The sequence below is a fragment of the Bradyrhizobium sp. USDA 4502 genome (assembly GCF_054063355.1).
Map to the genome: position 1 here is coordinate 6,935,059 of NZ_JBSSGF010000001.1, position 20,269 is coordinate 6,955,327.

General features: G+C 65.5%; 19 protein-coding genes and 1 other RNA gene. 9 read left to right on the forward strand and 11 right to left on the reverse strand.

Features of this window, described 5'->3' with window-relative positions; translation table 11 throughout:
- The first annotated feature begins 10 nt into the window (after positions 1–10).
- Positions 11–1,177 carry a succinyl-diaminopimelate desuccinylase gene (dapE, locus tag ACVW1B_RS32410; protein WP_253606259.1) on the forward strand — a complete coding sequence of 389 codons (1,167 nt, stop codon included), beginning with the start codon at positions 11–13 and terminating at the stop codon, positions 1,175–1,177.
- 217 nt (positions 1,178–1,394) lie between these two features.
- On the opposite strand, the gene truA is transcribed toward dapE, so the two are convergent.
- The 3 genes from truA to def form a co-directional block, all read right to left on the reverse strand.
- Positions 1,395–2,132, reverse strand: coding sequence for a tRNA pseudouridine(38-40) synthase TruA (gene truA, locus ACVW1B_RS32415; protein WP_253606257.1), 738 nt, complete (start codon positions 2,130–2,132; stop codon positions 1,395–1,397).
- Positions 2,132–3,067, reverse strand: a complete 936-nt coding sequence (gene fmt, locus ACVW1B_RS32420) for a methionyl-tRNA formyltransferase (RefSeq protein ID WP_253606256.1) — start codon at positions 3,065–3,067, stop codon at positions 2,132–2,134. Before fmt ends, truA begins: the two co-directional genes overlap by 1 nt.
- Before the next feature lie 150 nt (positions 3,068–3,217).
- Positions 3,218–3,745 (reverse strand): peptide deformylase, encoded by a 528-nt coding sequence (def, locus tag ACVW1B_RS32425; protein WP_038385628.1) that lies wholly within the window; start codon positions 3,743–3,745, stop codon positions 3,218–3,220.
- A gap of 170 nt (positions 3,746–3,915) precedes the next feature.
- On the opposite strand from def, the gene ACVW1B_RS32430 reads away from it, so the two are divergent.
- The gene (locus ACVW1B_RS32430) at positions 3,916–5,136 is read left to right on the forward strand and encodes a DNA recombination protein RmuC (protein WP_225649462.1); all 1,221 of its coding nucleotides are present in this window, start codon (positions 3,916–3,918) and stop codon (positions 5,134–5,136) included.
- Positions 5,137–5,331: 195 nt separating this feature from the next.
- On the forward strand, positions 5,332–6,702 hold the full coding sequence (locus tag ACVW1B_RS32435) for an AmpG family muropeptide MFS transporter (protein ID WP_253606254.1): 1,371 nt from the start codon (positions 5,332–5,334) through the stop codon (positions 6,700–6,702).
- Between the two features lie 59 nt (positions 6,703–6,761).
- Here the strand turns inward: ACVW1B_RS32435 and ACVW1B_RS32440 are convergent, their stop codons facing one another.
- The 6 genes from ACVW1B_RS32440 to ffs all read right to left on the reverse strand — a co-directional run bounded on the left by ACVW1B_RS32440 (position 6,762) and on the right by ffs (position 11,641).
- Complete coding sequence (locus ACVW1B_RS32440; protein WP_456822730.1) at positions 6,762–7,805, reverse strand: IS30 family transposase; 1,044 nt, start codon at positions 7,803–7,805, stop codon at positions 6,762–6,764.
- A gap of 233 nt (positions 7,806–8,038) precedes the next feature.
- Positions 8,039–8,482, reverse strand: coding sequence for a hypothetical protein (locus ACVW1B_RS32445; RefSeq protein WP_375166720.1), 444 nt, complete (start codon positions 8,480–8,482; stop codon positions 8,039–8,041).
- 147 nt (positions 8,483–8,629) lie between these two features.
- Positions 8,630–9,235, reverse strand: a complete 606-nt coding sequence (gene recR, locus ACVW1B_RS32450) for a recombination mediator RecR (RefSeq protein ID WP_028335942.1) — start codon at positions 9,233–9,235, stop codon at positions 8,630–8,632.
- Positions 9,236–9,556, reverse strand: coding sequence for a YbaB/EbfC family nucleoid-associated protein (locus tag ACVW1B_RS32455; RefSeq protein WP_028335943.1), 321 nt, complete (start codon positions 9,554–9,556; stop codon positions 9,236–9,238).
- Between the two features lie 23 nt (positions 9,557–9,579).
- Positions 9,580–11,433 carry a DNA polymerase III subunit gamma/tau gene (locus ACVW1B_RS32460; protein WP_253606252.1) on the reverse strand — a complete coding sequence of 618 codons (1,854 nt, stop codon included), beginning with the start codon at positions 11,431–11,433 and terminating at the stop codon, positions 9,580–9,582.
- Positions 11,434–11,544: 111 nt separating this feature from the next.
- An RNA gene (gene ffs, locus ACVW1B_RS32465) (signal recognition particle sRNA small type) lies at positions 11,545–11,641 on the reverse strand.
- A gap of 111 nt (positions 11,642–11,752) precedes the next feature.
- Here ffs and ACVW1B_RS32470 point away from each other — a divergent pair.
- The 6 genes from ACVW1B_RS32470 to ACVW1B_RS32495 all read left to right on the forward strand — a co-directional run bounded on the left by ACVW1B_RS32470 (position 11,753) and on the right by ACVW1B_RS32495 (position 16,652).
- A complete protein-coding gene (locus ACVW1B_RS32470) occupies positions 11,753–12,172 on the forward strand; it encodes an HIT domain-containing protein (RefSeq protein WP_016848078.1) in 420 nt (139 codons plus the stop codon).
- Between the two features lie 7 nt (positions 12,173–12,179).
- A complete protein-coding gene (gene nudC, locus ACVW1B_RS32475) occupies positions 12,180–13,130 on the forward strand; it encodes an NAD(+) diphosphatase (protein ID WP_076834914.1) in 951 nt (316 codons plus the stop codon).
- 78 nt (positions 13,131–13,208) lie between these two features.
- Positions 13,209–14,156, forward strand: coding sequence for a sugar kinase (locus ACVW1B_RS32480; RefSeq protein ID WP_057018982.1), 948 nt, complete (start codon positions 13,209–13,211; stop codon positions 14,154–14,156).
- Positions 14,157–14,232: 76 nt separating this feature from the next.
- Complete coding sequence (locus ACVW1B_RS32485; RefSeq protein ID WP_016848075.1) at positions 14,233–14,733, forward strand: Lrp/AsnC family transcriptional regulator; 501 nt, start codon at positions 14,233–14,235, stop codon at positions 14,731–14,733.
- Positions 14,734–14,893: 160 nt separating this feature from the next.
- Positions 14,894–15,205 (forward strand): hypothetical protein, encoded by a 312-nt coding sequence (locus ACVW1B_RS32490; protein WP_253606251.1) that lies wholly within the window; start codon positions 14,894–14,896, stop codon positions 15,203–15,205.
- Complete coding sequence (locus tag ACVW1B_RS32495; RefSeq protein ID WP_253606249.1) at positions 15,186–16,652, forward strand: methyl-accepting chemotaxis protein; 1,467 nt, start codon at positions 15,186–15,188, stop codon at positions 16,650–16,652. The genes ACVW1B_RS32490 and ACVW1B_RS32495 overlap by 20 nt, the downstream gene beginning before the upstream one ends.
- A 120-nt stretch (positions 16,653–16,772) precedes the next feature.
- On the opposite strand, the gene ACVW1B_RS32500 is transcribed toward ACVW1B_RS32495, so the two are convergent.
- The gene (locus ACVW1B_RS32500; RefSeq protein ID WP_253606247.1) at positions 16,773–18,272 is read right to left on the reverse strand and encodes a phosphomannomutase/phosphoglucomutase; all 1,500 of its coding nucleotides are present in this window, start codon (positions 18,270–18,272) and stop codon (positions 16,773–16,775) included.
- Between the two features lie 420 nt (positions 18,273–18,692).
- Positions 18,693–20,009: an ISNCY family transposase gene (locus tag ACVW1B_RS32505; protein ID WP_456821456.1), complete on the reverse strand. Its 1,317-nt coding sequence runs from the start codon at positions 20,007–20,009 to the stop codon at positions 18,693–18,695.
- Positions 20,010–20,269 lie beyond the last annotated feature (260 nt).

Sequence of the window (20,269 nt, forward strand, 5' to 3'; positions counted from 1 at the left end):
AGCGAGGCGCATGAGTGATGCCGTCTCGATTACCCGCGATCTCGTTCGCTGCCCCTCCGTCACCCCGGCCGACGCCGGCGCGCTTGGCGTTCTCGAAAACCTGCTGAAAGCCGCAGGCTTCGAAGTCCACCGCGTGACCTTCTCCGAGCCCGGCACCGCCGATATCGACAACCTCTATGCGCGCATCGGCACCTCGGCGCCGCATATCACCTTCGCCGGCCACACCGACGTGGTGCCGCCCGGCGATGAAGCGGCGTGGACGCTCGGCGCGTTCTCCGGCGAGGTGAAGGACGGTTATCTCTATGGCCGCGGCGCCGTCGACATGAAGGGCGGCATCGCCTGCAGCGTCGCCGCTGTGCTGCAATATCTCGGCGACCATGACGGCAAGCCACAAGAGAATGACAACGGCTCGATCTCCTTCCTGATCACCGGCGATGAGGAAGACGTCTCGATCAACGGCACCGTCAAGCTGTTGAAATGGTGCGCCGAGCGCGGCGAGACATTCGATCATTGCGTGCTCGGCGAGCCCTCGAATGTCGAAGTGCTGGGCGACATGATCAAGATCGGCCGGCGCGGCTCGCAATCCGGCACGCTGGTCGTCGACGGCGTGCAGGGCCACGTCGCCTATCCGCACCGCGCCTCCAATCCGGTGCCTGATATCTCGCGGCTGATCGTGGCGCTGAGCGACGAGCCGCTCGATCACGGCAGCGCGCAGTTCCAGGCCAGCAACCTCGAATTCACCACGGTCGATGTCGGCAACACCGCCAGCAACGTGATCCCCGGCCAGGCGCGCGCGAAGTTCAACATCCGCTACAACGACAACCACACCCAGGAGAGCCTGCGCCAGCTGGTCGACGAACGGCTGGCGAAAGCCTGCGGCAACCGGATCCGCGCCCACATCGATTGGCAACCGTCGAACTCGAACGTGTTCGTCACCCAGCCCGGCCCGTTCACCGACCTTGCGGTCGCCGCGATCGAGGAGATCACCGGCCGCAGGCCGGAGCTATCGACCTCCGGCGGCACCTCGGACGCGCGCTTCATCTCGAGCTATTGCCCGGTGATCGAGTTCGGCCTGGTCGGTCAGACCATGCACCAGGTCGACGAGCGCACGCCGGTGGCTGATCTGGAGAAGCTGACGCGGATCTATCGGGGCGTGTTGGACAGGTATTTTGCGTAATCCAGCCGATCGGCTGGATTAAACAGCGAAAACAACCCCATGCACAGTAGGGATTGGGGCTACGAGCCATCCACCCGCACCAGATACAGCGTGGTATTTCGGGTAGGCTCACATCCGTAGGATGGGTAGAGCGCAGCGAAACCCATCATTGGCGCCGCGGATTCGAAGTGATGGGTTTCGCTTCGCTCTACCCATCCTACGAGATCATTCACACCGCCTAATAATCCACCCGCATCAGATAGAGCCCGTCCGGCGGCGCCACGGGGCCGCAGGCGGCGCGGTTGCGGGCGGCGAGCGCACCGGCAAGATCGTCGGCGCTCCAGCGACCCTCGCCGACCCACACCAGCGAGCCCACCATCGAACGCACCTGGCTGTGCAGGAACGAGCGCGCCGACGTCACGATGTTGACGGCGGCGCCCTCGCGGGTGACGTCGAGCTGATCGAGCGTCTTCTCCGGCGACTTGGCCTGGCACTCGGTGTCGCGGAAGGTGGTGAAATCGTGCTTGCCGAGCAGGCGCTGCGCGGCGGCGTGCATCGCGTCAGCATCGAGCGCGCGCGGCACGCGCCAGACCCGGCCGATGTCGAGCGCGAGGTTCGCGCGGGTGTTGGTGATGCGATAGAGATAGTGCCGCCTGGTCGCCGAGAACCGCGCCTCGAAATCGTCGGGCACGATGTCAGCTGCGAGCACGCCGATCGGATTGGGCCGCAGATGCGCGTTCAGCCCGTCGCGGAAGCGGCCGGGCGGAAAATGCTTGGCGATGTCGCAATGCGCGACCTGGCCGCGCGCATGCACGCCGGCATCGGTACGCCCGGCGCCATGGACGCGCACGTCCTCGCCGCAGATCGCCTTGACCGCCGTCTCCAGCGCGCCCTGCACGGTCGGCGCGGTGTCCTGGATCTGCCAGCCGGAGAACGGCGTGCCGTCATACTCGATGGTGAGCTTGTAGCGCGGCATCAGCTGAGCCGCGCAGGCGGCTTCAGCGGCGTGCCGCGCAAGAAGTCCGCCGCCTTCATCGGCGCCTTGCCGGCGCGCTGCAGTTCGAGGATCCGGATCGCGCCGTCGCCGCAGGCGATCGCGAAATTGTCGTCGAGCACAGCGCCCGGTGCGCCCGAGCCTTTCGCCTGCTCGCAGCGCAGGATTTTCAGCCGCACCGGCTCGCCTTCGCCGGCAAGCTCGCACCAGGCGCCGGGAAACGGCGAGAGCCCGTGAATGTGCCGCAGCACCATATGCGCCGGCTGTGTCCAGTCGATCCGCGCCTCGGCCTTCTCGATCTTGGCCGCATAGGTGACGCCGTCCGCGCTCTGCTTCGTCAGTTGCAAGCCGCCGCGCCCGAGCGCCGCCATCGCGCGCACCATCAGGTCGGCACCGAGCGGCGCCAGCGCGTCGTGCAGATCGGATGCCGTCATGCTGTCCGTGATCGGCAACCGCTCGGCCATCGCGACGTCGCCGGTGTCGAGGCCGACATCCATCTTCATCACCATCACGCCGCTCTCGGCATCGCCCGCCATGATGGCGCGGTTGATCGGTGCGGCGCCGCGCCAGCGCGGCAAGAGCGACGCATGCAGGTTGAAGCAGCCGAGCTTCGGCGCGTCGAGAATGGCCTGCGGCAGGATCATGCCATAGGCGACGACGACGGCGGCGTCTGCGTCATGCGCGCGAAACTCCTCGAGTGCTTCCGGCGTTTTGAGGGTCTTCGGCGTCAGCACGGGAATGCCGAGGCGGCGCGCCTCCTGCTCGACCGGCGTCGGCTCCAGCTGCAGGCCGCGTCGCCCGCCCGGCTTCGGCGCGCGGGTGTAGACCGCCACGACCTCATGGCCATGGGCCACGAGCTCCAGCAGCGTCGGCACCGCGAAATCGGGCGTGCCCATGAAGATCAGGCGGAGAGGCATTAGACAGGCTCGGTAGCAGTTGGAGTGCTTAAGCGCGAAGCGCGTCTTCGCACAAGAAGCCCCGGGCATCCACGTTTTCGGCGACAGCGAAGCAAGACGTGGATGGCCGGGTCAAGCCCGGCCATGACGCGTCCGGGAAAGCGACCGCGCCTACTCCGCCGCGCGCTTGGCGGCCTTCTCGAATTTCTTGAACACGCGGTCGCGCTTCAGTTTCGACAGATAATCCACGAACAGCACGCCGTTGAGATGATCGATTTCGTGCTGGATGCAGGTGGCGTAGAGCCCTTCCGCATCCTCCTCATGCACCGTGCCGTCGAGATCGGTGAATCGCACGCGCACCCGCGCCGGCCGCTCGACCTCCTCGTAATATTCGGGGATCGACAGGCAGCCCTCTTCGTACACCGACAGTTCTTCCGAACGCGCAATGATCTCCGGATTGATGAAGACGCGCGGCTTCGCCGTGGTCTCGCCGTTCTCGTCGCGCTTGGCGAGGTCCATGGTGATCAGCCGCAGCGGCTGCGCGACCTGGATCGCCGCGAGCCCAATGCCGGGCGCGTCATACATGGTCTCGAGCATGTCGTCGGCCAGCTTGCGGATCTCCGGCGTCACCTTCTCGATCGGTTTCGACACCAGCCGCAACTGCTTGTCCGGCAGGATGATGATTTCTCTTAATGCCATGGCGGCGATTTAAGCTGCTGACTTCATGGGGTCAATGCGCTCAGGAACCCGTTAGGACAACGTTAACCACGTTTCTTCACCCCGCATTAACCGTGAAAATCAGGAATGCATTTACCATAAGCGTTCCCTCTTCGTTCGCACCTGGCCGCGAATCGGCTACAACTGCCGGCATGAACGAGATTCTCCTCACGATTGGCGACCTTCCCGTCCGTGTCTCCGACGCATTGATCGGCCTTGGGGCGCTGGCGCTGATCCTGCTGTTCGCCATTGCGGTGGTGATCGCACGCGCCAGCCGGCGCGGCGCGGAACTCGCAATGGCCCAGGCCATCCGCGCCGAAGAGCTGGAGGAGCGCCTCGCCGACATGCTGCGGGCCCAGAGCGAATCCTCCGGGCGGGTCGATGCCAAGGTTGATACTATGGCGCAGGCGCTGGCCGGCCGCCAGGCCGAGATGGCCCGGGCCGTCAACGAGCGGCTCGATTCGGTGACCCACCGGGTCGGCCAGTCGATGGAGCAATCGACCCGCAACACGATGGATTCGCTGCGCGTGCTGCATGAGCGGCTCGGCATCATCGACCACGCGCACAAGAACCTCAACGAACTCACCACCCAGGTGACGACGCTGCGCGACGTGCTCGCCAACAAGCAATCGCGCGGCGCCTTCGGCCAGGCGCGGATGGAGGCGATCGTCCAGGACGGCATGCCGAAGGGCTCGTTCGAGTTCCAGTACACGCTGACGTCGGGCAAGCGGCCGGACTGCGTGGTGTTTCTGCCCGACCAGCGCCCGCTCTGCATCGACGCGAAATTCCCGCTCGAGGCCATGACCGCGCTGCACGATGCGCGCAGCGACGAGGAGCGAAAATTCGCCAGCCAGCGGCTGCGCGCCGACGTGCTGAAGCATGTCAGCGACATCGCGGAGAAGTACCTGATCCCGGGCGAGACCCAGGACACCGCGCTGATGTTCGTGCCGTCGGAATCGGTCTATGCCGAGATCCATGACGGCTTCGACGACGTGATCCAGAAGGCCTATCGCGCCCGCGTCGTGCTGGTGTCGCCGTCGCTCTTGATGCTGGCGATCCAGGTGATGCAGCAGATCCTGAAGGACGCCCGCATTCGCGATGCCGCCGACCAGATCCGCAACGAGGTGATGCATCTCGGCGACGACCTCGGCCGCCTGCGCGATCGCGTGCTCAAGCTGCAGACCCATTTCGGCCAGGTAAACGAGGACGTCAGGCAGATCCTGATCTCCGCCGACAAGATCGAGAAGCGCGCCGGCCGCATCGAGGAACTCGACTTCAGCAAGTCCGAGACCCCGATCGAGGTCCCCCGTTTCGTCAAGCCCAGCACGTCCGACCTGTTCCCCGCCCCGCGCAAGCTGCAGGCGGGGGAGTAGCCTCGAAGTCACCTCGCCCCGCTTGCGGGGAGAGGTCGAAATTCGCGCTTCGCGCGAATTTCGGGTGAGGGGGAGCTTCCGCACATTGCACCCGTCATAATTCGCTGAGAAAGCCCCTCACCCCAACCCTCTCCCCGCGATAGAGCGGGGAGAGGGAGCCAAGGCAGCCGCGGTCGAATCTGCTAACAGAGGGGCATGACCGCGCCCGAAGTGACCGCGACCCAATCGGAAAAGAATCCCCCCGCCGCCACCTCCTGGCGCGACAGTTTTGCGGTGTACCTGCAGCCGCGGGTGCTGATCGTGCTGCTGCTGGGCTTCTCCTCGGGGCTGCCGCTGGCGCTGTCGGGCTCGACGCTGCAGGTCTGGATGAAGGAGGCCGGGGTCGATCTCGGCACCATCGGGCTGCTGGCGCTGATCGGCACGCCCTACACGCTGAAGTTCCTCTGGGCGCCGCTGGTCGACGCGCTGCATGTGCCGCTGTTCACGCAGATGTTCGGCCGCCGCCGCGGCTGGCTGCTGTTCTCGCAGCTGTTGCTGATCGCGGCGATCCTGGTGCTGGCGATGGCCGATCCGGCGCGCTCGCCATGGTTCGCGGCCTTCGCCGCGCTGCTGGTCGCAACCGCCTCGTCGACGCAGGACATCGTGGTCGATGCCTTCCGCGTCGAAAGCCTGCCCGAAAGCGAGCAGGCCGCCGGCATGGCGTCCTATGTCGCGGCCTACCGCGTCGGCATGCTGGTCTCGACCGCCGGCGCGCTGTTCATCGTCAGCGGCTTCGAGTCCGCTGGCCTCGCGCGCCCCTCGGCCTGGATGTGGGGCTATGTGGTGATGGCCGCGCTGGTCGTGATCGGCATCATCACCGCGCTGGCTGCGACCGAGCCGGCCCAATCGAAAGGCGCGGAGGCGGCCACGCATGCGCAGAACGCGGCCGAACGCGTGCTACACGCCGCGCTCGGCGCGTTCTCCGAGTTCCTCAGCCGTAAGGACGCCTTCGCGGCGCTCGCCTTTGTGGTGCTGTTCAAGTTCACCGACGCGTTTTCGGGCACCATGACCGCGCCGTTCGTGATCGACATCGGCTTTTCCAAGGTCGATTACGCGGCGATCGTGAAGGGCGTCGGCCTCGCCGCGACCCTGATCGGCGGCTTTGCCGGCGGCTTCGTGGCGCGGCGCTATTCGCTGGCGACCAGCCTGTGGATCGGCGGCGTGCTGCAGGCGATCGCCAACCTGTCGTTCTCGTGGCTGGCGCATGTCGGGGTCGATCAATGGGCGCTGGCGCTTGCGATCACCGCGGAGAATTTCACCAGCGCGATCGGCACCGTGATCTTCGTCGCCTATCTGTCGGCGCTGTGCCGCAACCCGCTGCACACCGCGACCCAGTATGCGCTGCTGACGGCGCTCGCCGCGGTCGGCCGCACCTATCTGTCGTCAGGCGCTGGTTATGTCGCCAAGGCCGTCGGCTGGCAGATGTTCTTCGTGATCTGCGTGCTGGTCGCGATCCCGAGCCTGATCCTGCTCGCCTGGCTGCAGCGGCGCGGGCATTTCGACGAGCTGGGGCCGGTGCGGGTTTAGTCGCCTGTAGCCCGGCTTGACCGGGTGAATCCGCCCTGTATTCCAGAGGCGTTCGTAATTCAGCGGGGAAGCGGCGGAACCACTCTCTCCGCGCGTCGTCCTGGCGAAAGCCAGGAGGTGGATTCACATTCGAAGTGCAACACTTGAGCAAAGGACTCGGCGGGCGTGCGGTAGTCAAGGCATTTGCGCGGGGTGTTGTTGTAGGCGGCGATGAACTGGCGGAACCTGGCGGTCGAGAGGGTTACGAGATCCGTCTTGCGGGGAATAAAGCGGCGCATCCTGCCGATGGCGTTCTCGATGCCACCCTTCTGCCAGGGGGCATGGGGATCGCAGAAGAAGGTCGCGATCGAGAGGCGGTGCAGCGCCAGGTGACCGGCGAACTCGGTGCCGTTGTCGAAGGTAACGCTCTGGCGCAGCTCTTGTGGAAGGGGCGCGAAGAAGCCCACGAGATGGCGGGCGACACCGCGCGCGACCTTGCTGGCAAGGCGGATGCCGAGCAGCAGCCGCGAGGTGCGCTCGTGCACGGTCAGCACGGCCTGACCGTATTTCGAGAACATCATCAGGTCGGCCTCCCAGTGTCCGGGCACGCTGCGGTCGGCCGCTTCGAGCGGCCGATTTGCCAAGGATACACGGCCTTCGATGAAGCTTGCGGGGCTGCCGCCCCGCTTGCCGCGGCAGCCGCGCTTGCTCTTGGCGCGCGGCAGATAGCGCCGCCAGTTGAAGTCCGTGGTGCGCCTGAGTTGGCCATAGATGAAGCGGTAGATGGTCTCGTGGGAGATCACCTTGCGCCCGTGCTCGCGGGCCAGCCGGCCAGCGACCTGCTCGGGCGACCAGCCGCGGCGAAGGCGTTGCAACACCGCGCGGCGCAGGCCGGGCTCCCGTTCGAGGCGTCCGCCCGTCCAGCGCCGCGCTCGCATCTGGTGCTGGGCATAGCTCGGCTTGTAGCCGACCTGGCTCCCCCGATTGCGCCTCAGTTCCCGCGAGATCGTTGATGGCGAGCGATCCAGAGCTGCCGCGATTTGCCGGACCGAGCTGCCATTGGCCGATAGGCAGGCAATCTCGCATCGGTCGTCCAGAGAGAGCTGCTTGTAAGTCCGCCCCATGGCAACACCTCCTCAAGGAAGTGTTGCACTTCGTTTGTGAACTCAGGGGACCCATTACCCCAAATGCGAATTGTTGCGCGATGTCGGGGCCACGATCCATCCGACAAGCAAGGCCGGTGATTATGGGTCCTGGCCTTCGCCAGGACGACGATGAGGATGGGTCGCAACTCAAGAAACAGCGCGGTGTCATTACCCGCGCATCCAGGCGATGACACCGTAACCGAGGCACGACCCTACTTCGCCACTACGCTCCACTTGGTGACGATGGCTTCGCTCATCTCGCCGGCATCCTTGGCGCAGGCGACTTCGTCGACCTTCACCGAGATTTCCTTGCCGGAGAGGCTTTTGAGCTGCGCGGCCTGGGCGTCGTTGGTCGGAATCAGCTGGAAGGTTTCCGGCCCGGTCTCGAGATTGCACAGACCGTTCGGCGGCGGCAGGCGGCGCGGCTCGCTGGTGATCTGGTAGGTCGCGACGCGCTTGCCGCGGTTCTTGGCGTCACGCACCTTCATGACGCCGAGCTCTCCCGACAGCACGTCGCCGGCGTGGATCATCTTGCCGGGCTTCTGCGGGGCGTCGGCCTGCTGCGCGAGCGCGCAAGGCGCGGCGAACGTTGCCGCCAGAAGCGCAAAGCGCAAACGTACGCCGAATAAGCGTACGCCGAATCGGTGTGCCGTCATTGTCAGTGGTTCCGTATCTTGATTCGTCAGAGCGTGAATGACCGTCCCCGAATCGGCATCCACCCTACCATTTTGTTTCGGTGCGATCTTTTCGGATTGTGACCGATCGCTTGGCGCCTGACGCGTGCTCGGCGCCAGCATCGCGCGCTAGAACAGCGTCCGCTGCCGCATGGCTGCAGATAGCGTACCTTCATCGAGGTAATCAAGCTCTCCGCCGACCGGCACGCCATGCGCCAGCCGCGTCACCCGCACATTGGCCTCCGACAACAGGTCGGTGATGTAATGCGCGGTGGTCTGGCCATCGACGGTCGCATTGAGCGCCAAAATGATCTCGCTGACCTCGGGCGCATGCGCACGCGCCACCAGCTGATCGATGGTGAGATCCTGTGGACCGACGCCGTCGAGCGGCGACAGCGTCGCGCCGAGCACGTGATAGCGGCCATTGGTCGCATTGGCGCGTTCCAGCGCCCAGAGGTCGGCGACGTCCGCGACCACGACGATGATCGAGGGATCGCGGCGCGGATCCGTGCACACGGTGCAGGGGTTTTGTGTATCGATGTTTCCGCAGGTCTTGCAGACCTGGATCTTGTCGATCGCGACCTGCAGCGCCGCGGTCAGCGGCGTCATCAGGGCTTCGCGCTTCTTGATCAGATGCAGCGCCGCGCGCCGCGCCGAACGGGGCCCGAGCCCGGGCAGCCGCGCCAGCAACTGGATCAGGCGTTCAATCTCGGGGCCGGCAACGCTTGCAGCCATTTAAGTCGGACCGAATCCCGGCGGCAGGCCGAGCCCGCCGGTCAGCGCCATCATCTTCTCCTGCATCGCGGTCTCGGCCTTGCGGCGTGCATCGCCATGCGCGGTGACCAGGAGATCCTCGAGCACCTCGCGTTCCTCCGGCTTCATCAGCGACGGATCGATCTTGATGCCCTTCACTTCCATCTTGGCGGTCATGCGCACCGTGACCAGGCCGCCGCCGGAGATGCCTTCGACCTCGACATTGCCGAGCTGTTCCTGCATCTCCTGCATCTTGGATTGCAGCTGCGCTGCCTGCTTCATCATGCCGAGAAAATCAGCCATGCGTGCGTCCCTGTAGCCAAATATCAATCGTCGTCGCTGTCGGAAGTTTCAATCGGGTCTTCGCCGGTGGCATCCGAAACCGGAACCTCGGCGGCAAGGCGGCGAACCTCGACCACCTTGGTGCCGGGGAAGCGCGCCAGCACCTCCTGCACGCGCGGATCGGCCTCGGCGGCGCGCTGGTGCTCGCTGCGCGCCAGTTCGTTCTGCGAGCGCACCGTGGGCTGGCCGGCCTCGTTGGAGATGATCACGGTCCAGCGCCGCCCGGTCCATAGTTCGAGCTTGCGCGACAGATCGGTGACCAGCGCGCGCTGCGCCTTCGGCTCGAGGGCGATCTCGAGTTGGCCGTCCTCGATGCGCACCAGCCGCACATCGGCCTCCAGCGCACTCTTCATCATGATGTCGCGCTTCTCGCCGGCGAGCGCGATCAATTGCGGAAAGCTTGATATCCGCAGCGCCGGCGCGGCATCGGCGGCCGGCGCTGCCATCTGCGGACGCGCGGCGAGATCGCCGCGCGGCGCGGCCTGCGGCGTGCGCACCGGCGCCGACGGCATGGCCGACATCGCCGAGCTCGGTGCGCCGCGTGACGGTGACGACGCGGCGGAACCCGACGTCGCGGGCGCCGCGCCGCCGCCATTCTGCTCGATCATCCGGATCGCCTCATCCGGCGTCGGCAGATCGGCGACATAGGCGATCCGCACCAGCACCATCTCGGCCGCGGCGGCCGGGCGCGTCGCGGTCTGCACCTCGGCGATGCCCTTGAGCAGCATCTGCCACATCCGCGACAGCACCCGCATCGACAGCTTGGCGGCGAACTCGCGCGCCCGCACCCGCTCGGTCTCGCCGAACGCAACATTGTCGGCCGTCCCCGGCACGAACTTCACGCGGGTGACGAAATTGACGAACTCGGCAAGGTCGGACAGCACCACGACCGGATCGGCGCCGACGTCATATTGCGCGCGGAATTCGGCGAAGGCGGCGGCGATATCGCCGCGCGCCAGCTGTTCGAACAGATCGATCACGCGGGTGCGGTCGGCGAGGCCGAGCATCTGCCTGACCGCGTCGGCCTTCACATTGCCGGCGGCATGCGCAATCGCCTGGTCGAACAGCGACAGCGAGTCGCGCACCGATCCCTCGGCCGCGCGCGCGATGATGCCGAGCGCCTCGGGCTCGACCTCGACGCCTTCCTTGGTCGCGATATTGCCGAGATGCTTCATCAGCACGTCGGCTTCGACGCGGCGCAGGTCGAAGCGCTGGCAGCGCGACAGCACCGTGATCGGAACCTTGCGGATTTCGGTGGTGGCGAACACAAACTTGGCGTGCTCCGGCGGCTCCTCCAGCGTCTTCAGGAAGGCGTTGAAGGCCGCCGTCGACAGCATGTGGACTTCGTCGATGATGTAGACCTTGTAGCGTGCGCTGGCCGGCGCGTAGCGCACGCTGTCATTGATCTGGCGGACATCGTCGACGCCGGTGTGGGAGGCGGCGTCCATCTCCAGCACGTCCATGTGCCGGCTTTCCATGATCGCCTGGCAGTGGATGCCGAGGTCCGGCATGTGGATGGTCGGCCCCTGCACCGAGCCGTCCGGCTTGGCGTAGTTCAAGGCGCGAGCGAGGATGCGCGCGGTGGTGGTCTTGCCGACCCCGCGGACGCCGGTGAGAATCCAGGCCTGCGGAATTCGCCCGGTCTCGAACGCGTTCGAGACCGTGCGCACCATAGCCTCCTGGCCGATCAGGTCCTCGAAGCTGGAGGGGCGGTATTTGCGAGCAAGAACGCGGTAGGGTTTTGCGGCGTCCGGCGCGCCGCCGAGATCGAAACCGCCGTCAAGGCTCCCTTTGCCTGCGCCGTCGGACGGATGGGAGGGGTCGCCAGCGTCATTCATGCATCGATCCGCAACTTGGGAATTGTCTCTTCAGCCGGCGTGCGGATAGGAGCCAAAATCGAGCGCCGGGCGCGGAGACCGCCATTCCAGCGCGATTCGCTCGAAAAACAGGTAGGAGACTGACGAGCGACCCGATCCGGACCTCGTTAGGGCTGCTTCCTTCCGGACCTGACCCGGTTGGCGAGTGGCTCGTCCACCGCCAATCTCCCGATCCCTATTTGGGGCCAAAACCGCCGGAAAGCAAGCGGCCTGACCCGGCTTTGTAAGGCTGGCTTTGTGGGACTTGTCTGGGAACACGGAAAGGCATTATTTGCCCCCCATGTCCGCCTCCAATTGGTCGCTGCATTCGCAGCTCAAGAAAGACACCATCGACATCGGCGACCTGCCGCTGTGCAAGGTGCTCGTCATCAAGGATGCGCATTATCCGTGGCTGCTGCTGGTGCCGCGGCGCGACGGCGCGGTCGAGATCATCGACCTCGACGAGGTCGCGCAGGCGCAGCTGATGACGGAAATCACCCGCGTCTCCCGGGCCCTGAAAGAGGTCACCAAGTGCGACAAGCTGAATGTCGCCGCGCTCGGCAACCTCGTCCCGCAGCTGCACGTCCACGTCATCGCGCGCCGCACCAGCGACGCTGCATGGCCGCGTCCCGTTTGGGGCGTGATGCCGCCGCTGGCGCATGACGCCGAGGAAGTGCAGAATTTCATCAGCGCGCTTCGCCGCAAGATCTGGTTGGGTTGAACATTCAATGTCTGCATTCGATTCATTTCCGCTCGGCCAGCCGGCCTTCGTCACCCACGTGCTGGACCGCGCCGCGCATCTGCGCACCAACGACGAGAAGCTGTTCGCGCTGGAGGGCCACCGCGAAGCTAGAGCCTATGTGATCTATCGCGACTCGCTGGTCGTGAAGCAGGAGGATGGCGGGGCCCGCGCACTGCTTTCGCTGGAGGAAGCCCGCAGCTACGGCGCCAATCCCGGCACGATCTTCCTCGGGCTGCGCGACGCCGCGCCGATCTTCGGCATGGGGATCGCGCCGCAGGCGGCCGAGAAGCTGGTCGGACGCGCCGACGTCGCGATCACCGAATTGCGCGGCATGGCGATGCAGGGGGTGGTGCCGCCCGAGCAGCTCTCGGCCATCGCGATGGCGAAATCGATGGTGACCTGGCATCAGCGCCACGGCTTCTGCGCGAACTGCGGCACCCGCACGGCGATGAAGGACGGCGGCTGGAAGCGCGAATGCCCGAGCTGCAAGGCCGAGCACTTTCCGCGCACCGACCCGGTGGTGATCATGCTGGTCACGTATGGCGATAAGGTGCTGCTGGGACGGCAGAAGCAGTTCATGCCCGGCATGTATTCCTGCCTCGCCGGGTTCGTGGAAGCCGCGGAGACCATCGAGGACGCCGTGCGGCGCGAGATTTTCGAGGAGTCCGGCATCCGCTGCACCGACGTCAATTACTACATGACGCAGCCCTGGCCCTATCCGTCATCGCTGATGATCGGCTGCACCGCGCGCGCGACCAACGAGGACATCGTGGTCGACCGCACCGAGCTGGAAGATGCGCGCTGGTTCGACCATGCCGAGGCGTCGCTGATGCTGAAGCGCCAGCATCCCGAAGGGCTCGCCGGCCCGCATCCGTTCGCGATTGCCCATCATCTGCTCGGCCGCTGGGTGCATCACCAGAACCCGTTGGACAAATAGCGGGAACCGGACATCGTTCTGCCGATTAAAGCTGGACACAGTTCTGGCAGTAACGGAACCATTGCGACGGATCCCCGCATGAATTTTCAGAACGGCGCCCCGAAAGTCCCGCCCCGCATCCTCTGCATCGGCCTGCCGGTGCGCGACCTGACCTTTCGCGTCAGCGTCCCGGCGCGCGGCTCCAAGGAGAATGCGACGCATTTCGACGAGATCTGCGGCGGCAATGCGCTGAACGCCGCCATCGGCATCGTCCGACTGGGCGGGCGCGCTTCGATCTGCGGACCGATGGGCGATTCGCAGGAGACCTCGAGCCGCTACATCTTCGACAAGCTCGCCCAGGAAGGCATCGAGACCAATCATCTGATCCACATGCCGAACCTGGTCACCCCGATCTCGGCGATCATGATCGACGACAGCGGCGAACGCACCATCGTCACCTTCCGCGATCCGGAACTCTGGAAGGTCAAGCTGCCGCCGACCGAGCTGTTGCTGGAGGATTGCGCGGCGATCCTGACCGAGAGCCGCTGCGCGCCGTTCTGCACCGAGCTTTGCGCCGAGGCGGTCAAGCGCGGCATCCCCGTGGTGGTCGACGTCGACCGCGCGATGTCGATGCGGGAGGGGCTGCTCACCGCCTCCTCCCATCTGGTGTTCTCCAGCGAGCCGCTGCAGGAGACCGCCGACGTCACCGACGACGGCCAGGCGCTGCACAAGCTCGCCAAGCTCACCCCCTCCTTCCTGGCCGGCACCCGCGGGCCGATGGGCACGATCTGGCTCAACGAGAACGGCGAGCTCGAGGAAACCCCGGCCTTCCCGGTCCATACCGTCGACACGCTCGGGGCCGGCGACGTCTTCCACGGGGCGTTCGCCCTCGCCATCACCGAGAAGCAGCCGCTGCGCGACGCACTCCGCTTCGCCTCGGCCGCTGCAGCGCTGAAATGCACCCGCTTCGGGGGTGCTTATGCCGCACCGCAACGTACTGAAGTTGAAGAGTTTTTGGGTCAGCACGCCGACGCCAGGCCGGCCTGAGCCGTCACGAATCGCTTGATTTGGAAGATTCTTCTCTATATGAGGGATATTGAACCTTCATATGGAACTTTCTTCTATGACCGATGTCGCCATTCAGCTTCATGACAACAGCCGCCGCCTCGATGCGATCGATCGCAAGATTCTGACCGTGTTGCAGGAGGATGCGTCGCTCTCCGTCGCCGAGATCGGCGACCGGGTCGGCCTGTCGTCGACGCCGTGCTGGAAGCGCATCCAGCGGCTGGAGGCCGACGGCGTGATCCTGCGCCGCGTGGCGCTGGTCGACCAGAACAAGATCGGCCTCGGGATTTCGGTGTTCGTCTCGGTCGAGAGCGCCGACCATTCGGAAGCCTGGCTGCGCAAATTCGCCGACGCCGTCAGCGCCATGCCCGAGGTGATGGAGTTCTACCGGATGGCCGGCGACGTCGACTACATGCTGCGCGTCGTGGTCGCGGACATGCAGGCCTACGACGTCTTCTACAAGAAGCTGATCAGTGCCGTGCCGCTGAAGAATGTCACCTCGCGCTTCGCGATGGAGAAGATCAAGTCGGTGACGGCGCTGCCGGTGCCCGCGGCGTAAGCGCAGCCGCACACCCCACACGACAGGTCGATACGCCCCCAGGTAGTTCGCCGGTTCGGCATTTACCTGAAGTTAGCGCCGGCAGCGGTATTCTGCTGCGATGGAGCCGGGGGAGATCATCCCAGCGAAACGACGGCCTGCCTGGCTGGGCGCGGCCGCATTGCTGATCGCGAGCTGGATCGCGGTCGCAACGCTGTCGTTGCAGGTGCGTGCGGGCAGCGATGTGGTGGCCGTGGCCTTTCCGCCATGGTGGCGCGCCGAGCGCGCGCTGCTGGCCGCCGCATCCGCCGATGCGTCGATCGTTCGGATGACCGCGATCCCGGCCCTGCTGGTGGTGCGGCCTGACCGCAATGGCGGGCTGGGCCGGCTGTACGAGGCCGGCGCCTTGCTGACCATGGATCCGCAGGCGATCGCCGGCTGCTTCGGGGCGGATGACGATCTGGGGGTTGGGGATGACCTTCGAAGGCGATGAAATGGCGGCCCTGCGCGAGACGGCCAGCAAGATCCTGCTCGTTGTGCTCTGGCTGCACGTTCCGATCGCGATCATCGTCGGCATGACGCTACACACCGACTGGCTGATGCCGGCCGGCTTCATGGTCGCGATGGCGCTGGCCGCGACGTTGTCGTGGCGCGTCTCGGGGAACGGCGTTTCAACCCGCCTGATCGTTGCCGTGGCCCTGATGGCCGGCGTGTCGATGCTGGTCTACCAGTTTGCCGGCCACCGCTGGCAGGTCGACATGCACATGTATTTCTTCGCCGCGCTGGCGTGCCTCGTCGCCTATTGCGACTATCGGCCGATCGTCGCCGGCACTTTGGCGGTTGCCCTGCACCACCTGACGCTGAATTTCATCCTGCCGGCTGCGATCTATCCCGGCGGCGCCGATTTCGGTCGCGTCGTTCTCCACGCCGTGATCCTGCTGATCGAGGCCGGCGTGCTGATCTGGCTCGCGCACACGCTTGCCGAACTGTTCAGGACGTCGGCGCTGAAGGCGGCGGAAGCCGAGGCCGCCGGTGCCGCCGAGGCGCGCGCCAATGCCGAGCGCATCGAGGCCGAACGCGCCAAGCAGGATCGCGATGCCGCGCGGCGCGAGCTCGCCGCCGGCTTCGAGCGCAAGATCGGCGAGGTCGTCGAGGCCGTCGCGGTGGCGGCGGGCGCGATGCAGGACCTGTCGGCAACGATGAACGGCAGCAACGCCGAAACCATCCGCCAGGCCACCGCCGCCGCCTCCGCATCGACGCTGGCCTCGAGCAATGTGGAAACCGTCGCGTCCGCGACCGAAGAGCTGACGGCCTCGATCAACAGCATCGCCGAGCAGGTGACGCGCTCGGCACGGATCGCCGCCAAGGCCGCCGACGAGGCACGCCGCACCAACAGCGTCGTCGAAGGCCTTGCCGCCGGCACGCAGAAGATCGGCGAGGTGGTGACGTTGATCCAGAGCATCGCCAGCCAGACCAATCTGCTCGCCCTGAACGCCACCATCGAAGCGGCGCGCGCCGGCGAGCATGGCCGCGGATTCGCCGTGGTCGCGAGCGAGGTCAAGGCACTGGCCAACCAGACCGCCAGGGCGACCGAGGAGATCTCGGCCCAGATCCAGGATATCCAGAGCGCGACCGGCGCGGCCGTCAGCGCGATCGGGACCATCGGGTCCACGATCGCGGAGATCGACCAGGTCTCCGGCGAGATCGCGGCCGCCGTCGATCAGCAGGGCGCGGCGACCCGCGAGATTTCCGGCAATTTGCAGCAGGCCGCCGATCGCACGCGGGATGTCAACAAGGGCATCCTCAACGTCAACCACGCCTCAGAGCAGGCCGGCAGCGCGACCGCACAACTGCTCGATGCGGCCAACGGCCTGTCGTCGCAATCGGAGTGGCTGAAGACCGAGCTGGACCGCTTCCTGGCCTCGCTGCGGGCGGCGTGAAGCTGCGGACACCGACCGTCGCACGCTGGCTTGACCCGCGTGCCCATCGATTTTCAAGAAAGCTTTTCCGAGATGGATTGCCGGGTCAAGCCCGGCAATGACGACCCAGGAGCACCCAGCTCAAATCTTCTGATTATACTCGCCGACCTCGGGATGCGTGCGCAGCACGGCATCCATCGCCTCGAACATGTCGTGCATGCGCCGCTCGCTGACCGGGCTTTCCACCACGACCACGAGCTCCGGCTTGTTCGAGGATGCGCGCACCAGGCCCCAGCTGCCGTCCTCGACCGTGACGCGCACGCCATTGACGGTGACGAGGTCGCGGATGTTCTGGCCCGCGACCTTCCCGCCCTGCTGCTGCAACGCCTCGAAGTGCTTCACGACAGCGTCGACGACGCCGTACTTCGCCTCGTCGGCGCAATGCGGCGACATGGTCGGCGACGACCAGGTCTTCGGCAGCGCGTTCTTCAGGTCGGCCATCGACTTGCCGGGGGCGCGGTCGAGCATTTCGCAGATCGCGATCGCCGACACCAGGCCGTCGTCATAACCGCGGCCGAACGGCTTGTTGAAGAAGAAGTGGCCGGACTTCTCGAAGCCGGCGAGCGCGCCCAGTTCATTGGTGCGCCGCTTCATGTAGGAATGGCCGGTCTTCCAGTAGACCGTCTTCGCGCCCTGCTTCTGCAGCACGGGATCGGTCACGAACAGCCCGGTCGACTTCACGTCGACGACGAACTGCGCGTTGGCATTGATCGCCGACATGTCGCGCGCCAGCATGACGCCGACCTTGTCGGCGAAGATCTCCTCGCCGGTGTTGTCGACCACGCCGCAGCGGTCGCCGTCGCCGTCGAAGCCGAGGCCGACATCGGCCTTGTGCGCCAGCACCGCATCGCGGATCGCGTGCAGCATCTCCATGTCTTCCGGATTCGGATTGTATTTCGGGAAGGTATGATCGAGCTCGGTGTCGAGCGGGATCACATCGCAACCGATCGCCTCCAGCACCTGCGGCGCGAACGCGCCCGCGGTGCCGTTGCCGCAGGCCGCGACGACCTTCAGCCTGCGCTTCAGCTTCGGCCGGCTGGTGAGGTCGGCGATGTAGCGCGCCGGATAATTCTCGTGGAATTGATAGGAGCCGCCGGCCTTGTTGTTGAATTCGGCGTTGAGCACGATCTCCTTCAGCCGCGACATCTCGTCCGGACCGAAGGTCAGCGGGCGGTTAGCGCCCATCTTGACGCCGGTCCAGCCATTGTCGTTATGCGAGGCGGTGACCATGGCGACGCAGGGCACGTCGAGATCGAACTGCGCGAAGTAGGCCATCGGCGTCACCGCGAGCCCGATGTCATGCACCTTGCAGCCCGCCGCCATCAGGCCCGAGATCAGCGCGTATTTGATCGAGGCGGAATAGCCGCGGAAATCGTGACCGGCGACGATCTCCTGGCGGACGCCGAGCTCCGCGATCAGCGCGCCGAGCCCCATGCCAAGCGCCTGCACGCCCATCAGGTTGATTTCCTTGTTGAACAGCCAGCGCGCGTCGTACTCGCGAAACCCGGTCGGCTTCACCATCGGCTCGGATTCGAAGGCGTAGGTGTTCGGAACCAGCGCGGGTTTCGGCTTGGGAAACATCAGAAATGGCCTCGTGGAAATGCGGAGGAGCGATGCCGCTGGCTTTAGCGAATGCATCGCCGCAGCGGAAGGCAGGATTGACGGCTTGTGGCCAATAATTAAGGCAGATTTGGCGTCGGCGAAATACTGTCGTCATCCACCCATCCTTGCACGGCGGCGCAACACGCCACGCCGTTGCGCCCTGCGAGCTGCTTGACCGCTAATCGCTCTGACCCAGCATGGTTTCTGCAGGGGCGGCGCTAGGCAAGGACAGGCATTGCCGTGCGGTTGTTATTTCAGCCGCTCCCGGCGCTCTGCAATCTGCGCGTCGAACAATGTCCGTAGCGGGTGAAGATGTCGTGTTTTTGTAGCTCGTGATCTGTCGCCTTCGTTTCTGATTTGCAGGGGAGCCGGAAGGCGGGGACGGCTTTCCCTGATTGATCATGCCACGGCTGTTGTGGCGGTTTTAGCCCTGTGGGTGAGTTTCTTTGTTCGACTTGAAGCCCGTTTCTCCGTCCCGACCCGCGCTGTCTCGACGGCGGCGCGCGCAGGAGCGGTCAAGGACGCGCGCTTGCGCGCCCGCCAGGGCTTGTCCTTGACGGCTCCGAGCACGCCGCCAGGCTGAGGCGCGTCGGGGCTGATCTGCTGTCCGTCAGGCGCAAACCTCGCCAATCGATGCGGTCCAAGGAACACGCTGACGGTGCCATCGGGATACTCATGTAGCCGCACCACAGCCTTGACGAAGTGAGGTCTGAGCCGGCTCTCCGGCAGCTGCAGCCGCCGACCGTTCCATGCAACGGTATTGTCGTTGGCGACGGTTCGCTCCTCGATCACGCACAGCGCCTCGCGCCAGGCCTCATGCCGGTCGGCCACGAATGCCGAGCCTTCCTGTTCGGGCTTGATCGCAAACGCGGCGTTGTGCCCGGGGATGTAATGCGCCTTCAGCCACGCGTTGGCAGCCTCAACCGTCGTGATCCCGGCAAGCCGCAGCTCCTTCGGCAGCCGGTCCTGCAAGGTGCCGAACACCCGCTCGGAGCGCCCGCGCGCCTGCGGCGAATAGGCTGCGATATGCTCGATCCCAAGATGCGACAAAGCCCGTCCCACCTGGGTTTGTTGCGTCTTCGAGATCTTCTCGCCAGCTTTTGGGGTCAGGAAATAATGGCTGCCGCGGTCGGTGTAGAGCGCGCAGAACAGGCCATGCTCGCCAATCACTTCGCGCAAGGCCTGGAAGGTCGAGGCCGTTCCTTCTTCCTCGACCAGCACCATCGAGTAGATCTCGCTCGTCGCATCGTCCATCGTGACGATCAGGTCCCTCGCGGGCAGGCCTTCGATCCAAACGTGGCGCGATCCGTCCTGGTGCAGCAGCATGCCCCGAAGCGGCCGCCGCGGCCGCTTCTTGCGGTGCGCCGAACGCTTCGGAGCCTTCCGCACCAGCCCCGCCGCGTGCAGCGCCAGCTTCGTCACCGTATAGCCCAGCACATAATCATGCCGCTTTTGCATCTGCTCGTGGAAGTGCTTCACCGTGAAGTCCGCGTACTTGTCCCGGTACAGCGCAAGCATTCGTTCCAGTTCCTCCTCCGGCGCCCGCCGTGGCGAACGACGCCCCAGCCGGCGGTCGACCAGCCCGTCGTCGCCCTCCGCCTCATAGCGCTCCGCCCAGCGTTGAAACGTCCGAACACTGATCCCAAGAACCTCCGATGCTGCCTCCTGCGTCAGTTCCTTCGCCTCCGTCCGATCCAGCAAATCTGAAAACCGCATCCGTCGTACACCCTCGTGAATGGATGCCGTGCCCATCGCGCCCCCTTTGTTCCGGAGCACCGAAAACACGACACTTCACGAGCTACAAACAGGCGACAGATCACGAGCTACTGACATCTGCGCGTCGAACAATTGACACGTCGGGCAACTCACCGATATATTTCATCGTCGCAACAATTAAGCCCGCACCGGAAAATCCGCTGCGGGCTTTTTGAATTGGACAAGACGCTGTCGGCCAATCCACTGCCGGGCGCGCCGCA

What these genes read in the sequence shown, in the direction of transcription:
- dapE (WP_253606259.1), top strand. Translation starts at nt 11, where the DNA reads ATGAGTGATGCCGTCTCGATTACCCGCGATCTCGTTCGCTGCCCCTCC.
- truA (WP_253606257.1), bottom strand. Translation starts at nt 2,132, where the DNA reads ATGCCGCGCTACAAGCTCACCATCGAGTATGACGGCACGCCGTTCTCC.
- fmt (WP_253606256.1), bottom strand. Translation starts at nt 3,067, where the DNA reads ATGCCTCTCCGCCTGATCTTCATGGGCACGCCCGATTTCGCGGTGCCG.
- def (WP_038385628.1), bottom strand. Translation starts at nt 3,745, where the DNA reads ATGGCATTAAGAGAAATCATCATCCTGCCGGACAAGCAGTTGCGGCTG.
- ACVW1B_RS32430 (WP_225649462.1), top strand. Translation starts at nt 3,916, where the DNA reads ATGAACGAGATTCTCCTCACGATTGGCGACCTTCCCGTCCGTGTCTCC.
- ACVW1B_RS32435 (WP_253606254.1), top strand. Translation starts at nt 5,332, where the DNA reads ATGACCGCGCCCGAAGTGACCGCGACCCAATCGGAAAAGAATCCCCCC.
- ACVW1B_RS32440 (WP_456822730.1), bottom strand. Translation starts at nt 7,805, where the DNA reads ATGGGGCGGACTTACAAGCAGCTCTCTCTGGACGACCGATGCGAGATT.
- ACVW1B_RS32445 (WP_375166720.1), bottom strand. Translation starts at nt 8,482, where the DNA reads ATGACGGCACACCGATTCGGCGTACGCTTATTCGGCGTACGTTTGCGC.
- recR (WP_028335942.1), bottom strand. Translation starts at nt 9,235, where the DNA reads ATGGCTGCAAGCGTTGCCGGCCCCGAGATTGAACGCCTGATCCAGTTG.
- ACVW1B_RS32455 (WP_028335943.1), bottom strand. Translation starts at nt 9,556, where the DNA reads ATGGCTGATTTTCTCGGCATGATGAAGCAGGCAGCGCAGCTGCAATCC.
- ACVW1B_RS32460 (WP_253606252.1), bottom strand. Translation starts at nt 11,433, where the DNA reads ATGAATGACGCTGGCGACCCCTCCCATCCGTCCGACGGCGCAGGCAAA.
- ACVW1B_RS32470 (WP_016848078.1), top strand. Translation starts at nt 11,753, where the DNA reads ATGTCCGCCTCCAATTGGTCGCTGCATTCGCAGCTCAAGAAAGACACC.
- nudC (WP_076834914.1), top strand. Translation starts at nt 12,180, where the DNA reads ATGTCTGCATTCGATTCATTTCCGCTCGGCCAGCCGGCCTTCGTCACC.
- ACVW1B_RS32480 (WP_057018982.1), top strand. Translation starts at nt 13,209, where the DNA reads ATGAATTTTCAGAACGGCGCCCCGAAAGTCCCGCCCCGCATCCTCTGC.
- ACVW1B_RS32485 (WP_016848075.1), top strand. Translation starts at nt 14,233, where the DNA reads ATGACCGATGTCGCCATTCAGCTTCATGACAACAGCCGCCGCCTCGAT.
- ACVW1B_RS32495 (WP_253606249.1), top strand. Translation starts at nt 15,186, where the DNA reads ATGACCTTCGAAGGCGATGAAATGGCGGCCCTGCGCGAGACGGCCAGC.
- ACVW1B_RS32500 (WP_253606247.1), bottom strand. Translation starts at nt 18,272, where the DNA reads ATGTTTCCCAAGCCGAAACCCGCGCTGGTTCCGAACACCTACGCCTTC.
- ACVW1B_RS32505 (WP_456821456.1), bottom strand. Translation starts at nt 20,009, where the DNA reads ATGCGGTTTTCAGATTTGCTGGATCGGACGGAGGCGAAGGAACTGACG.